The sequence below is a fragment of the Streptomyces sp. NPDC088707 genome (assembly GCF_044752725.1).
GTDB lineage: Bacteria > Actinomycetota > Actinomycetes > Streptomycetales > Streptomycetaceae > Streptomyces.
The window spans coordinates 1,027,243-1,041,587 of sequence record NZ_JBIVLV010000001.1 but is presented as its reverse complement, the minus strand read 5'-3'; the positions used below and the strand labels follow the sequence as shown (position 1 = coordinate 1,041,587).

The following is a 14,345-nucleotide window of genomic DNA, read 5'->3' as shown; positions in this document are numbered from 1 at the left end:
CCCTGACCCAATGCTCCAGCACACCGTCGTCGCGCCCCAACTCTGCGCGCCTCTCGGCCATATCGGTCGGCGAGATCAGTGTGATGTACGGCCACCAGCCACTCTCGCCGTGCCGGCCACGCCACTCCTCCCACACATCCCGTGCCCGCTCGCGCGGCACGCGCACACCGAGGACCTCCACACCCGCCGCCGTCACAGCCCGTTCGACCTCAGCTGCGGGAAAGCAGCCCCTCAAACGACGAAAGAGATCGTCGGAGGAATGAAGCGGCCTATGAAGGAACGATGTCACGAGATGAGGACCCTAAACTCCACCGGCGCAACTCGCACCACCCATACCTCCACCCACGCGAGGTGGCAGTGGTTCCGGCCGAACCGAGACTCCCTCCGGAGACGATGACCGCGACGCCAACGAGGAGTCCGACGAGTTCGCGTGGGCGCGGTGAACGTGTCCGAGTAGGTGCTGGTGCTTCCCACGCTCACTGAGCGTGGCATGCGGGGGAGCCGGTCAGGCTGGCGAGATCCTCCCCTCGGGAACCCTGGATCGACTACGTGAGGGTGCCCAGGGTGCCCACCTGACCGGGGCGCTGCGGGGCCAGGCCGTGTAGTCAGGCCCCGTGGGGGTGTCGCCCGCACCCCCGTGGCAGGTCGGCGTCCAGCTGATTCTGATGTGTTCGTCGTTGGAGGCGTCGCGGTCAACATCCTTGACCGCAGTGCAAGTGCCGCCGGCCATAAGGGATTCGCCCTTGCCGGACTACTCCGACCGGCAGCACCGTCGCCATCGGAAGGCACTGCAACCGCAGTTCTCCGCGCGCAGTCCACCACCAACGTGCCCACCGCACCCTTGGGCGGTGCGATCGCGTGAAGCGCTAGCGGCCCGCCGTCACCAGGCGATGAGGAGGGTCGACGTACGTCGCCCCGCTCGCCCACGGCCGCCAGATGGCTACCCGTCAGATTTCCCAGTGATCGCCTGACGTACCATCTCGAACGTTTGATCACCGATCATATGAACGAGTGGGTACCGTAGTTGAAGAATTGGAAGGTCCGCACAGGGAGCGTGGCCCTGTCCGTGATGGCAGTCATAGGGGTTCTGGCGCCGCAGGCGGCAGCCGATACCGTCCCCGCGCCCGTACCGAACGGCTCCGTAGTGGCCGGAACCATCGTCCCGCTAGCGACCGATGACGACAGCCGCGAGCACTGGAAGCTCATCTCCACAGAGACGGGACCCAGGAAGCGCGGTCGTACGTACTTCGCTCAGAACAACTTCACGCTGAAGGATCGCGTCGCAGAGGTCGTGGAGCTCCGCGACGTTCTTGAAGACACCACATCGGAGGTGGAGGGGCGTTCACTGTGTCACCAGACGAACGCTAGCCAGGCGAAAGGTTTCTGCTGGAGCGCGGCGGACGACGCCGACAAGACTTGGGTTCCGCAAGGCCTCACGGGTACCGGCGAGGCCGTCGAGAACCAGTCGTTCGCGCCCAGACGTCGAGTAGTGGCCACGAGCTGGTCTACGACGACGGGTCACCCGCTGGGCTATAACGCGATGATGCGCGTCACGTTCGCGGACGTGACGAAGTCGGATGCGACGGAGCCGGAGGTGAAGTACTGGCATGCACTGTTGGTGACAGCGAACTCCAGCACTGACTTCGCCGCGTTGAGGGGGCACGCCGACTCACTGACCTGGTACAAGAACTACCTGTACGTCTCCACGGCTGCGGGGCTGGCTGTCTTCGACCTCAACACGATCTGGAAGATGAGCAGCAAGGGTCCCGGCGTCGGGATGTCAGGGACGACGTCTTCGGCCGCGGGATACACGTACGCGCTTCCGCAGGTCAACAGCTACGAGCACGAACTCACACCGGGAAGCTGCGGATCGCAGTTCACGGTGACCGAACCCGTGCAGGACCAGCCGCCTCCGCCGTACCAGATACCCCCGTGCTTCGCCGGCATATCCCTCGACACGAGCGGCCCCACGCCGGCGCTCGTGACCACCGAGGTAGGCGAGGTCCCTAATGACACATTCCAGGCCTTCGACCAGGTGAGAACGATCACCCGCTGGAATCTGAATCCGGCCACCGGTCTCCTCGCTGACTCCCCGAAGTGGCAGGACCCCTCCCCAGAGCTCGAAGAGGGTGTTTCGCGCCCGGCGCAGCTCTACACCTCAACGGTGAACGGTGCACAGGGCATCGCCATGAACCGGGGCCGGTTCGTCGTCTCCGCGGTCTGCCCGGGCTACAAGGCAGGGGACGGCAAGTCGGAGATCGTCGGCTGCCTGTACCACGCCTGGCCGAACGAGCCGGTCCGCCTGTGGACCCGGGTCGGCGTCTACGCCCAGAACCTTTCCTACTGGCCTGCGACGAACGAGCTGTGGAACGTCAACGAGAAGAGCTCCGAGTGGAACGAGGTGACGCAAACGACCGTCACCTTCCGCACGGTCTTCCGCATACCGTGGCCGGAGCCGCCCGTACCGTTGCGGTCCCTGACCGGACTGGGCGGAGACCTCAGCGGTGATGCCACCCCGGACATGCTCGCCGTCCGGCCTCAGGCATCCACTCAGGCCGGGCCGGGCAACGGCAACCTCGTGCGCTATGAGGGCGTCGCTGATGACCCCGTACTCGCAACCCAGGCAGGCTTCTCACCCCGCACCTCGATCGGCTCCAGCTGGGATGCGATGCGCCTGATCGCGGGCGTGGGCGACCTCGTGAAGAGCCCTGCAGGTACTCCCGCCTACCCCGATGTCCTCGCTGTCGACCAAGCCGGAGTCCTCTACCGGTATCCCGGTGTCCAGGGCGGCCTCGGCACCAGAGAACAGCTCTCCACCGGCTGGGGCAGCGTGATCAAGATGACCGGAGCGGGCGACATGACTCGCGACGGCATACCTGACCTCTTCGCCGTGCTCAGCACCGGCGAAGCCCGGCTCTACCCCGGCACCGCCAGCGGAGGCCTCGGCCCCTGGAGCGTGATCGGCTCGAACTGGGATGCGATGCGCCTGATCGCGGGCGTGGGCGACCTCGTGAAGAGCCCTGCGGGCACTCCCGCCTATCCCGATTTCCTTGCTGTCGACCAGGCCGGAGTCCTCTACCGGTATCCCGGCGTCCAGGGCGGCCTCGGCCCCCGAGATCAGCTCTCCACCGGCTGGAGCATCGTGCGGGACATGACCGGTGTCGGCGACCTCACCAATGACGGCCTGCCAGACGTGGTTGCCATATGGGCCGATGGCAAGTCCTACCTCTACCCCGGAACGGCTGACGGAGGCCTCGGTTCGAAGCGGGAGATCAACCTGGGCTGGAAGGGATAAGCAGTTCGCGGCGGCCCCGCCGGCGGTCGGTCTGAGGGCAAAGAGACCAAACGCGAACGGGGAGCCCCATGCAGAGCGGAAGCCGTCACCCACGGATCGGCTCAGGGGGCACATCCCCCGGTCGGGAGTGACCGCCTGTAGGGGCCAGAGCTAGGTGTCAAAGGCCCCTCGCCATGATCGGCGGGGGGCCGCCAGGCCGATGCCTAGGGAGTGGCCGGTCCAGGCGACCGGGACCCCGGCCCGGGTCGAGATGCGCGTGATGGCGCGGGTGACGGAGTCGGGGACCATGCCTCCGGTGATGTGGCCCCAGCGGTCGATCCCGACGAAGGCCGGAGCCGACGGTGCGGCCCACACTTGGTCGTACTCGGCGGCCAGGCGGGTGCGGTAGGCGGTGTACGCGCGGACCTGTCGGCGGCCGAGTGTCCGGCGCCGCTCGAACAGCCAGGGTCCGACCGGACCGGGAGGTGTCGCGCCGCGAGCTCCTCCTTCGGCACGAGGCCGTGGTAGATCCGCGGCCGCCACCTCCTCCCTCGGGACCGCACCGCTGCAGGCGGGTCCCTCATCCACCCGTGATCCCGACACGTTGCCCGGCAGACGACTGACGTGTCGTCATCGACGTCAGCATCTGGTCAGCATGAGTCCCCGCGCGTTCCGGAGCGGTCGTCCCAACAGGAGCCGCTGCTAAGGGAAACCTCAGGCAGGAAGCCGTCCAGCCCGACGGGAGCGATGTTCCTCACAGGCATCGTTCGAGCGTGCCGGTGTAGAGTCGCGACCGCCCTTGACCTGCACGAAGCAGGCAGGGAGCCGTCTTCGAGGAGTCCATAGTGCTGCGCACCATGTTCAAGTCCAAGATCCACCGGGCCACCGTGACCCAGGCCGACCTGCACTACGTCGGTTCGGTCACCGTCGACGCCGAGCTGATGGAGGCGGCCGACCTCCTGCCCGGGGAGCTCGTGCACATCGTCGACATCGACAACGGCGCCCGGCTCGAGACCTATGTCATCGAGGGCGAGCGCGGTTCCGGTGTCATCGGGATCAACGGTGCCGCCGCCCACCTCGTCCACCCCGGTGACCTCGTGATCCTCATCAGCTACGCGCAGATCGAGAACGCCGAGGCCCGGGCGTTCGTGCCGCGTGTCGTGCACGTCGACGGTGACAACCGCATCGTGGAGCTGGGGACCGACGCCTCCGCGCCCGTCCCCGGGAGCGACACGGTGCGCGGCCCGCACGCCGTGCCCGCCGCCGCGCACAGCTGACCGATCCACCCGAGGGAGCGTCGCCGCATGGCCGAGCCGGAGATTCGTGACGACCGGGCGAAGGGCCGCCTGGAGGCCTTCGAGAACGGCACCTACGTCGGTGTCGTCGGCTACTTCGTGCTCACCGCCGAGCCGCACGCCCTCGTCGCCGTGCACACGGTCGTCGAGGACGGCCACGAGGGCAGGGGCATCGCCGGGGCGCTCGTGCGCGAGCTCTACGCGATCGCCGCACGTGAGGGCGTACCCGTCGTGCCGCTCTGCCCGTACGCCGCCGCCTGGGCCGAGCGTCACCCGGACGAGGCGCCGGTCGCCCCGTCCGAGGTGGTCGACGCGGCGAAGCTGCAGCTGAGGGCCACCCCGGGCCTGTGGTGACCGCGACCGGCATCCTGGCCCTGCTGCACACCTCGCCGGTCCACGTCCCCGTCTTCGAGGGGCTCCGCGACCGGCACCACCCCGGGCTCGTCCTGCGCCACCTCGTCGACGAGGATCTGCTGGTACGCGCCCGGGCGGCGGGTCCGGAGGCGGTCGCCGGGTCGGTGGCCGCCGCCCTCGCGGCGGCTGTCGCGGACGGCGCGGAAGCCGTGCTCTGCACCTGTTCCACGCTCGGCGGGATCGCCGAGCGGCAGGCGGGTGTCCTCGGCGTACCCGTGCTCCGGGTGGACCGGCCGATGGCCGCCGAGGCCGCCCGGTACCGCAGGATCGTCGTGGTGGCCGCACTGCGCTCCACCCTCGGCCCCACCGTCGACCTCATCACCGAGGAGGCGGCACCAGAGACCCCGATCATCGACACCGTCGTGGTGGACGGGGCCTGGGAGCTGTTCGAGGCGGGGGACCGGGACGGCTACCTCGACGCCGTGGCGGCGGCCGTGGACGGCGCGCCCCCGGCGGAGGACGGCGTCGTCGTCCTCGCGCAGGCGTCCATGGCCGCCGCCGTCGGGCGGACGACCACCTCGCGCCCGGTCCTGGCGAGTCCACGCCTCGGCCTCGCCGCCGCGGCCGACGCGGTGTCCGGTCCGGGCGGCGCGGCCGGCGGCTGACCCGGAGGGCGGGGCCCGGCGGGCGCCGCGGCGCCCGCCGGGCCACCCTGGGGAGGGAGGAACCCGTCGACCGAGAGGTCCGTGATGACCCACCCGTACCCCGATCCGCTGCCCCCCTCGCCCATTCCGCCGCCGGTTCCCACACCGCAGCCGGTCCCTCCGCCGAACCCCGTTCCGGTCCCGCCGGACCCCGATCCGAGCCCGGCGCCGCAACCCGGCGGACCCGTACCGGAACCCGAGCCTCAGCCCCAGCCGGGACCCGCCGGTCTGAGGTCGGCGTCAACGGGAAGGTGACATACGGGCCTTGGGCTTTGACGTATCCCTTGTCACGGAGCGTGCGCCACCCCTAACTTGGACGGCTGCTGCTGTGTTCAAGGGGGGCCCATGGCCGTACGCGGACGTCACCGCCGCCACCAGCCGAGCCGGATCAACCGTGCCTCGCTCACCGTCACCGCGGGAGGCGCCGGAATGGCGCTGCCCTTCATCGGCGCGGGCACCGTTCACGCCGCCTCGCTCGATGTCTGGGAGAAGGTCGCGTCCTGCGAGTCCACCTCCCACTGGCACATCAACACGGGCAACGGCTACTTCGGCGGTCTGCAGTTCAGCCAGTCCACCTGGGAGGCCTACGGCGGCACGCACTACGCGCCGCGCGCCGACCTCGCCTCCAAGGACCAGCAGATCGCGATCGCGGAGCGGGTCCTGAAGGGGCAGGGGCCGGGCGCCTGGCCGTCCTGCGGCCCCGGCGCGGGGCTCGCGCGGGGCGGAGACGCCCCGGACATCACCCCCGGTACGGGCACCACGAAGGCGTCCCGCGTCGGGAACGCGCCCGGCACCGCCTCCCTGCCAGGCCAGCGCGCCCTGTCCGAGCGGCCGGCCAGGAACGTCGGCCCGACCGCCGTCCCCACCGTCCGTGAGATGTACACGGTGACGCCCGGCGACTCCCTGTCGAAGATCGCCCGCGACGAGCGGGTGCAGGGCGGCTGGAAGCGCCTGTACGACGCGAACCGGCCCGTCGTCGGCGACGACCCCGATCTCATCCACCCCGGCCAGCGCCTGACCCTGCGCATCGCCGCCCCGACGAAGCCACCGACGAAGGCCCCCTCGGTCGCGACGACCCCGCCGAAGCTCTCGGCACCCGGCACCGCGCCCCGGGTCAGGCCCGTCGCACCGCCGACCGCGAAGCCGACCACGAAGCCGGTGGCCAAGCAGCCCGCGGCGAAGCCGGTGACCAAGCCCGCCACCGGGCCCGCGTCCAAGCCGCCCGTGAAGCAGGTGTCCAGGCCGGCCACGAAGCCCGTGGCGAAGCAGGTGTCCAAGCCCGCCACGAAACCCGTGCCGAAGCAGACGTCCAAGCCCGCCGCGAAGCCCAAGCCGAAGCCCGCCCCGCGGCCCGCCACCAAGCCGCGGCCGCCCGCCGCGGCCGAGGACCGCTACTCCGCCCCCGTCTCCGCCGGGATCGGCACCCGCTACGGCAAGCCGGGTTCCTCCTGGTCCAGCGGCTACCACACCGGCGTCGACTTCCCCGTGCCCACCGGCACCTCCGTCAAGGCCGTGGCGGGGGGACGGATCGTCTCCGCCGGATGGGGAGGCGCGTACGGCTACCAGATCGTGCTCCGCCACGACGACGGCCGCTACAGCCAGTACGCCCACCTGTCCGCGCTCTCCGTCCGCGAGGGCCAGCGGGTCACCGCCGGCCAGCGCATCGGCCGCTCAGGATCGACCGGCAACAGCTCGGGACCGCACCTGCACTTCGAGGTACGGACGGGTCCCGGGTACGGCTCCGACATCGACCCCCTGGCCTACCTCAGGGCGCGCGGGGTCTCCCTCTGACCCCGCCGCTGGTCCGGAGTCCGGCGCACGCCCCTGACCCGGTGCCGGCGACTCGGCCGGCACCGTCATCCGGTCCAGCGTGAGCTGGATCAGGCCGCCCGCGGCCACCGCGCCGCTGATCAGCGCGGCGACGGTGCCCGCCGTGCCGTAGCGGAAGCTCTCGCCGAACAGGGTCAGGCCCACGGCCGCGGCGACCACCGGATTGACCACCGTGACCGTGGCCAGCGGAGCCGCGAGCCCCGCGCCCCGGTACGACGCCTGGGACAGGAGCAGCCCGGTCACCGCGAGCGCCGAGAGGACGAGGAGAGCGGTCCACTCGGCGAGCGGCGCGCCGGACGTCCACTCCTCCGCCACCGACTTCGTGAAGACCGAGGCGATACCGAAGGCGACACCCGCGGCGGCGGCCAGGACGACGCTGCGCAGCACCGACCTGCCCACCAGGTGCGCGGCGGCGAACAGCACGGCCACCACCCCGAAGGTGCAGCCGGCGAGCAGCCACCGATCGCCGTCGGCGAGGGACCTGTCCTCGGCACCGCTCGTGAGGCTGAGCAGTCCGGCCAGACCCACCGTGGCCATCACGGCGCCGCGCCAGGCCCGCGATCCGGCCTTGCGGCCGACGAACAGCGCGGCCATGGGCAGCGCGAACACGATCGTGAGCGCACCCAGCGGCTGGACCAGGCTGAGCGGTCCGTACGCGAGGGCCGCCACGTGCAGGGCGGCGCCGACGCCGTTGAGCAGGACGGAGCCCCACCAGGCCGGGCTGCGCAGCGGCGCGTAGCGCGGACCTGCGGCGGAGGCCGCGACCCGCTCCTGCACGATCGCCGCGGCCGCGTAGGCGACCGCCGAGACCAGGGCCAGGAGGACGGACAGCAGGAGGGGACTCATACCTTCCACGATCTCTCTTCCCGGCCGATCGCGTCGTCGTACCAGGGGACGTCTTCGCGGGTACACCTGGCGCAGTACGTGGGCCCCACGTACGCCTGGAGATGTACACCCGTGCAGGTCAGAACGGGTGCAAAGCGACTTTTTCGAGCCGTTAAGACGAGCCGTGCGGAGCGGTTACGGTGGTCTGAATCCGTGCCCGGAAGACCTCGGGCACGCGACGTGACCGGAACGAGGGGGAGCCCGGGTGGATCTCGGCGAGAGCAGTTCGGTGGGCGGGTTCTTCGCCCTGCGCACCAGCGCGCCGGAGAGCGGCGGAGCGCACCGCCCGCTCGCGCGCCTGTACGCGGGCGAGGACGGGCCGCTCCACGCGCGCGTAGGCCGGGTCGCCGCCCGGCTGGGCGCCCCCGAGCGGCGCGTCGGGGCGTCCGTCGCCCACCTCGGGCTCGCCGCGCGGCTCTGGTCGACCGCCCTCGGGCCCGCCGCCCTGCACGGCCGCTTCCCCGCCCTCGACCCCGCCGAGCTGTACTGGGACGGGGCGCTCACCTCCCCGGACGACCTGTGGTGGGCCGGCTCCGACACCCGCCCCGCGACCGTCGAGGAGCTCCGCGCGGCCGTCCAGGAGGCTCACCTCGTGCCGCTGCACGCGGCGCTGCGCCGCGACGGGCGCATCTCGCCGCGCCTGCTCTGGGGCAACGCGGGCTCCGCCCTGGCCGGCGCGCTGCGCGAGCTGACCCGCTGGGCGCACGCCCACGGCCGCCCCGAGGCCGCCGCACGGGCCGCCGAGCTGGTCTCCGGACTCCTCGGCCACCCCGACCTCGCGGGTACGGTCCGCGGCCCCCGGCTGCGCCGCGCCAGCTGCTGCCTCTACTACCGCTGCCCCGGCGCGGGACTGTGCGGCGACTGTGTCTTCGACCACGCCCCCCGAACGGGTTTGGAGGGGCGGGCCCCCGCTCCGTAAAGTTGCCGAGGTTGCCGTGCCGCGAGCCCACGGACGGTGACAGCCCACGAACGGTGACGTACGAGCGAACGAGGAACCCGAAGGCCATGACGGTGACCGAAGAAAACCAGGACTACGGGCCGGGTATCGACCCCGATCGCCTGGCCGTCTGCCTCGGCGTCCTCGACGAGCTCGACAAGCTGGACGTCGACCACCCGGACGCCATCCGCGTCCGGCGCGCCACCGCCGGGATCTACCGGACCGTGAAGCAGCGCCGCCGCCAGGAGCGCCGGGCGTCCAAGACCGCCAACGACAAGGCGGTCACCGAGGCCACGGCCACCGGCTCCGCGCAGCGCATCGACGACGAGACCGAGGGCATCCTGCCGTCCTCCGTCACCGAGGAGGGCCGGATCGCGGGGATACTCCAGCGTCCGCGCTCCTGCTACGTCTGCAAGACGCGGTTCGTCGAGGTCGACTACTTCTACCACCAGCTCTGCCAGAAGTGCGCCGCCGAGAACCGGGCCAAGCGCGAAGCCCGCGCCGACCTCACGGGCAAGCGCGCCCTGCTCACCGGCGGCCGGGCCAAGATCGGCATGTACATCGCGCTGCGGCTGCTGCGCGACGGTGCCCACACCACCATCACGACCCGCTTCCCCAAGGACGCGATCCGCCGCTTCAAGGCGATGGAGGACTCGGCGGACTGGATGCACCGCCTCGAGGTCGTCGGCATCGACCTGCGCGATCCGGCCCAGGCCGTGGCGCTCGCCGACCAGATGACCGAGGCCGGTCCGCTGGACATCCTCATCAACAACGCGACGCAGACCGTGCGGCGGCTGCCGTCCGCGTACGCCGCCCTGGTCGAGGGCGAGAGCGCCGCGCTGCCGGCCGGCGAGCTGCCCGCCCACCACGTGATCGGCGCCTTCAACTCCGGCGCGGTCGGCGAGCTCGTCGGATCGTCCGAGCTTCCCGCCGGCGTGCGCGACCTGGAGGCCCAGCAGGTCGCCGATCTGGCGCTCGTCGCGGGCAACGCCACCATCGCCAAGCACCTCGACGGCACCGCCATCGACGCGGGCGGCCTGGTCCCGGACGTCGTCGACTCCAACACCTGGGTGCAGAGCATCGAGCAGATCTCCCCGGTGGAGCTGCTCGAGACCCAGCTGTGCAACTACACGGCGCCGTTCATCCTCATCAGCAAGCTGCGCCCGGTGATGGCCGAGGCGGCGAAGAAGGCCGCCAGCGGACGTTCGTACGTCGTCAACGTCTCCGCGATGGAGGGCGTCTTCAGCCGCGGCTACAAGGGCGCCGGCCACCCGAACACCAACGCCGCCAAGGCCGCGATGAACATGGTGACGCGGACCAGCGGCGAGGAGATGTTCAAGACCGACGGCATCCTCATGACCTCGGTCGACACCGGCTGGATCACCGACGAGCGTCCGCACTTCGACAAGCTGCGCCTCGCCGAGGCCGGCTTCCACGCCCCGCTCGACCTGGTCGACGGCGCGGCCCGTGTCTACGACCCGATCGTGCGCGGCGAGGACGGCGTGGACCTCTACGGCTGCTTCCTGAAGGACTACGCCCCCGCGAACTGGTAGAAACCGTCCGAGATCGCCCGCGCAGGCGGTTTCCGCTGCTCAGGCAAGAGCGCCTCACCGGCCAGGTGGGGCGCTCTTTCGGCTCGGTTCACCCGATTGCGTCACAGTTCGGAGCCCGGTAGAGCGCAGGCGTGCTCATTTGGTTACTGTGATGTCCACGGTCGACCACCGAGGAGACACACCGTCCTCACGGTCTTCCAGGGACAGGCCTGCCACCAAGGCCGCGGTCCCGCCCGACAACGGCGCCACCGCGACCGACCGGCATCTGTCCTACAGGTACGCGACACAGAGGAGTGCGCGGTGACACCAGAACTGACGAAGCAGGAAACGCGACCGGCCGAACCCAACGACCGGACGCGCAGGAACGGCGAGCTGGGGAGCCTCGACGTGTGGGCCCACGCGGCCCCGATCCGGCTTGCGGGCTACGAGGACGACCTCGCCGAGCCCCACATCCTGCCCAGCATCGACTGATCCCCTCTTCACCCCCGGTGCCCCGGCCGTTCGCGGCCCGGGGCACCGGCGCGTTCAGCGGGGCCCGCGCGCCGGTTCCCGCAGCCGGGTCGGCGGCAGGTACTCGCGTACGAGCGTGCGGTGCCACCAGGCCCCGGTGGCGCGCAGCTCGCTCCAGCTCGTGTAGCGGTACCGGTAGAGCCGGGCGCGGACGAACGCCGGTGGCGCGTCGGGGAACGGGTTGTGGGCGAGCAGCCGCAGGGTGTCCCGGTCGCCGTCGAGCAGCCGCTCGACGAACGGGCCGAACCAGTCGCGGGCGTATCCCGGGCTGAGCGCCGCGAACCACATCAGCCAGTCGAGCCGCAGATGATACGGGGCGAACTGCCGGGGCAGCCGGCGCGGATCACCGGGCTTGCCCTTGAAGCCGTACTCCCGCCACACCGTGCCCGCGTGCGGCACCGGGTCGTCGGTGCCCTCGACGACGATCTCGTCCCTGATCCGCCCGACCGTGCCGAACGCCCCGTACGTGTTGACCAGGTGGTACGGGTCGTACGAGCGGTTCATCGCCTGGTTGCGGGAGAGCAGGTTGCGCACCGGGCGGTAGCTCCGTACCAGGACGAACGCGGTGACCGCGACGACCAGGACCACGTACCAGAGCGGCGGATCGGGCCGGGGGTGCTCGCCGGTGACGGGGGAGGCGTCCACGACGGAGAGGGCGAGCACGATGGTGATCCAGTTCAGCCAGGCGAAGTTGCCGGAGAGCACCAGCCACAGCTGGGTGGCGATCATCAGGCCGGCCGCGATCGTGGCCACCGGCTGCGGGGTGAACAGCAGGAACGGCACGAAGAGCTGGACGACGTGGTTGGCCGCCGCCTCCACCCGGTGCAGCGGGCGCGGGAGGTGGTGGAAGAACCAGCTCAGCGGGCCGGGCATCGGCTGGGTCTCGTGATGGTGGTAGAGGCAGGTCAGGGCGCGCCAGCACGGGTCGCCGCGGATCTTGATGAGCCCGGCGCCGAACTCGACCCGGAAGAGCAGCCAGCGCAGCAGGAACAGCACGAGGACCGGCGGCCCGGTGTCGTCGTTGCCGAGGAAGACCGCCAGGAACCCGGTCTCCAGGAGCAGCGACTCCCAGCCGAAGGCGTACCAGGTCTGGCCCACGTTCACGATCGACAGGTACAGCGCCCAGAGGACCAGCCACAGCAGCATCGAGACCGGCAGCGGCACCGCGTCCCCGGCGCCCGCGAGCAGCGCGAGGGCGAGCGCGGCGCCGGACCAGGCGACGGCCGCGAAGAGGCGGTCGGAGTAGCGCCAGTGGAAGAGCGACGGGGTGTGCCGCGGCCGGGTCCCGCGCACGTACTCCGGTACGGGGAGCATGCCGCGCTCCCCGATCAGCGCCCGGAACTGCAGGGCCGCCGACAGGAACGCCACGCAGTACAGCCCGGCGAGGCCCCGCTGGAAGACGATCCGGCTCAGCCAGTGGTCGGGTGCGGTGAACCACTCCATCGCTTCCAGTATCGGTCCGGGATCACGTCCTGACGAGGCGCCGCAGCGTCCGGCCCAGCTGACGCGCGTAGGCACGCTGGAGGAGGGGGATCACGGGGCCGCCGAGCCGGGTGTACCAGGCGGCGGGGCGGCTGAAGGCGGTGACCGCGAACCGGACCGTGCCGTCCGGCTCCAGGTGGACCATGAAGGACTCCTCGCCGCACTCCGGGTGCCCGGTGAGGGTCCCGTAGGCGAAGCCGACGCGCTGTTCCTCGTACGCCGTCCAGATCACCGAGCAGGGGGCGCCGAGCCGGAGCGGGCCGAGGCCCGCCGATATCTCGACGCTCACGCCGGGCGCGGCACGGTCGGAGTCGGCGAGGAGACGCGCTCCGGTGGCGCGGTGCATCCGCCAGGTGGTGACGGCGGCTCCGGCGGCCTCGAAGGCGGCCCGGCCGTGGCCGACGACCGCGCTGTGCCGCAGGTGGTGGTAGCCCTCGGGCAGGGCGGCCGGGGTACGGGTGGCGGCGACCTCGCGGTAGCTGAGGGTCGGGCGGGGCCGGTCGGGCCGGGACAGGCTGCTCATGAGGCGGGTCATGCCGGAAGCTCCGTTCGCGGGTGAGCCGTGGGATGGGTGGGGTCCGTGGGAACGGCGGGAGTCGTGAGGTGTGCCGACGGCGGGTGCGGCGTCGGGCGGTCCGAGCGGAGGCGGCGGTGGGCGAGCAGCGCGCAGACGGCGAAGCCCAGGGCGTTGCCCAGGCCGTGGGTCGCGGCCGTCCAGGTCAGGTCGAGGTGCGGAAGGCCGGTCGCCTCGCCCAGCGCCCAGCTCAGCGCGAGCAGCATGGTGGCGAAGAGGACCAGGGCCGAGACCGCGAGCAGCCCCCGGGTGAGGCGGTCGGATGCCACGGTGCGGCGCTCGCGCAGGGTCAGGACCGCGACCGCCGTCATGCCGGCCGTCAGGACGACGGCGCCGAGCAGCTCGGCCCAGTCGTCGACGAAGTAGCCGAGCAGGACGAGCAGGGTGCCCGCCGGGACGCTGAGCGCGGCGAAGCGGGCGGTGGGGCCGTCGGCGACGCGGCAGAGGAGTCCGGCGACGAGGGCGGCGGCGAAGCCCGCGAAATGGAAGTGCGGGACGGTCAGCGCCAGGATGTCCAGGTCGAAGCCGAAGAGCGGGTACGAGGCCCGTTCCGCGACCAGGGCGAGCCCGGCGACGGAGGGCGCGACCAGGGCGGTGAGGACCGCGACCTCGCCCGGCCCGAGGGAGCGGGTCAGGACCAGCCGGGCCGGGGCCTGGAGCGCGAGGGCGAGCGTGGCGAGGGCGTAGACGGCGGCGAGCGCGGTCGAGAGCCCGGAGCGGGGCAGCCACAGGGCGAGCGCGCCCGGGGCGGCGAGCAGCGGCCAGGCGCGCCGGAGCGGGTCCCAGCCCGGTGGTCGGGGGCCGTCGAGGAGCGCGAGTCCCGTCGGGACCACCCAGAACATGCCGATCGTGACGACCGTGCCCACCAGGACCGACAGTGCCGTCATCGCGCATCCCCCACTTGAACGTGTTCAACTCGACTCCCCGAGCCTAGAGGCTTTCTTGAA

The 14,345-nt window shown here is 71.5% G+C and carries 12 protein-coding genes; 8 read left to right on the top strand and 4 right to left on the bottom strand.

Annotated features, from left to right (window positions below; genetic code table 11):
- Positions 1 to 1,054 precede the first annotated feature (1,054 nt).
- The 5 genes from ACIP84_RS04575 to ACIP84_RS04555 all read left to right on the top strand — a co-directional run bounded on the left by ACIP84_RS04575 (position 1,055) and on the right by ACIP84_RS04555 (position 7,418).
- Positions 1,055 to 3,295 (top strand): hypothetical protein, encoded by a 2,241-nt coding sequence (locus ACIP84_RS04575; RefSeq protein ID WP_401794396.1) that lies wholly within the window; start codon positions 1,055 to 1,057, stop codon positions 3,293 to 3,295.
- An 824-nt stretch (positions 3,296 to 4,119) separates the two neighbouring features.
- On the top strand, positions 4,120 to 4,551 hold the full coding sequence (panD, locus tag ACIP84_RS04570; RefSeq protein ID WP_355967679.1) for an aspartate 1-decarboxylase: 432 nt from the start codon (positions 4,120 to 4,122) through the stop codon (positions 4,549 to 4,551).
- 27 nt (positions 4,552 to 4,578) lie between these two features.
- A complete protein-coding gene (locus tag ACIP84_RS04565; RefSeq protein WP_401794393.1) occupies positions 4,579 to 4,923 on the top strand; it encodes a GNAT family N-acetyltransferase in 345 nt (114 codons plus the stop codon).
- Entirely contained in the window at positions 4,917 to 5,588 is a 672-nt protein-coding gene (locus ACIP84_RS04560) for an arylsulfatase (RefSeq protein ID WP_401794390.1), read from the top strand. The genes ACIP84_RS04565 and ACIP84_RS04560 overlap by 7 nt, the downstream gene beginning before the upstream one ends.
- Positions 5,589 to 5,972: 384 nt before the next feature.
- Positions 5,973 to 7,418 (top strand): transglycosylase family protein, encoded by a 1,446-nt coding sequence (locus ACIP84_RS04555; protein WP_401794387.1) that lies wholly within the window; start codon positions 5,973 to 5,975, stop codon positions 7,416 to 7,418.
- Here ACIP84_RS04555 and ACIP84_RS04550 read toward each other — a convergent pair.
- Complete coding sequence (locus ACIP84_RS04550; protein WP_401794384.1) at positions 7,299 to 8,303, bottom strand: DMT family transporter; 1,005 nt, start codon at positions 8,301 to 8,303, stop codon at positions 7,299 to 7,301. The genes ACIP84_RS04555 and ACIP84_RS04550 overlap by 120 nt on opposite strands.
- A gap of 244 nt (positions 8,304 to 8,547) precedes the next feature.
- Between ACIP84_RS04550 and ACIP84_RS04545 the strand changes: the two genes are divergently transcribed.
- The 3 genes from ACIP84_RS04545 to ACIP84_RS04535 all read left to right on the top strand — a co-directional run bounded on the left by ACIP84_RS04545 (position 8,548) and on the right by ACIP84_RS04535 (position 11,303).
- Positions 8,548 to 9,261 (top strand): (2Fe-2S)-binding protein, encoded by a 714-nt coding sequence (locus ACIP84_RS04545; RefSeq protein ID WP_401794381.1) that lies wholly within the window; start codon positions 8,548 to 8,550, stop codon positions 9,259 to 9,261.
- Between the two features lie 86 nt (positions 9,262 to 9,347).
- Positions 9,348 to 10,832 (top strand): SDR family NAD(P)-dependent oxidoreductase, encoded by a 1,485-nt coding sequence (locus tag ACIP84_RS04540; RefSeq protein ID WP_355967696.1) that lies wholly within the window; start codon positions 9,348 to 9,350, stop codon positions 10,830 to 10,832.
- Positions 10,833 to 11,132: 300 nt separating this feature from the next.
- Positions 11,133 to 11,303 (top strand): hypothetical protein, encoded by a 171-nt coding sequence (locus ACIP84_RS04535; RefSeq protein WP_355967698.1) that lies wholly within the window; start codon positions 11,133 to 11,135, stop codon positions 11,301 to 11,303.
- Positions 11,304 to 11,357: 54 nt separating this feature from the next.
- On the opposite strand, the gene ACIP84_RS04530 is transcribed toward ACIP84_RS04535, so the two are convergent.
- The 3 genes from ACIP84_RS04530 to ACIP84_RS04520 are packed head-to-tail and all read right to left on the bottom strand — an operon-like array spanning position 11,358 to position 14,276.
- Positions 11,358 to 12,785, bottom strand: coding sequence for a lipase maturation factor family protein (locus tag ACIP84_RS04530; protein ID WP_401794377.1), 1,428 nt, complete (start codon positions 12,783 to 12,785; stop codon positions 11,358 to 11,360).
- A gap of 22 nt (positions 12,786 to 12,807) precedes the next feature.
- Positions 12,808 to 13,359, bottom strand: a complete 552-nt coding sequence (locus ACIP84_RS04525; RefSeq protein ID WP_401794374.1) for a DUF1990 family protein — start codon at positions 13,357 to 13,359, stop codon at positions 12,808 to 12,810.
- The gene (locus tag ACIP84_RS04520; protein ID WP_401795665.1) at positions 13,356 to 14,276 is read right to left on the bottom strand and encodes a YndJ family protein; all 921 of its coding nucleotides are present in this window, start codon (positions 14,274 to 14,276) and stop codon (positions 13,356 to 13,358) included. The genes ACIP84_RS04525 and ACIP84_RS04520 overlap by 4 nt, the downstream gene beginning before the upstream one ends.
- Between the last annotated feature and the right edge of the window lie 69 nt (positions 14,277 to 14,345).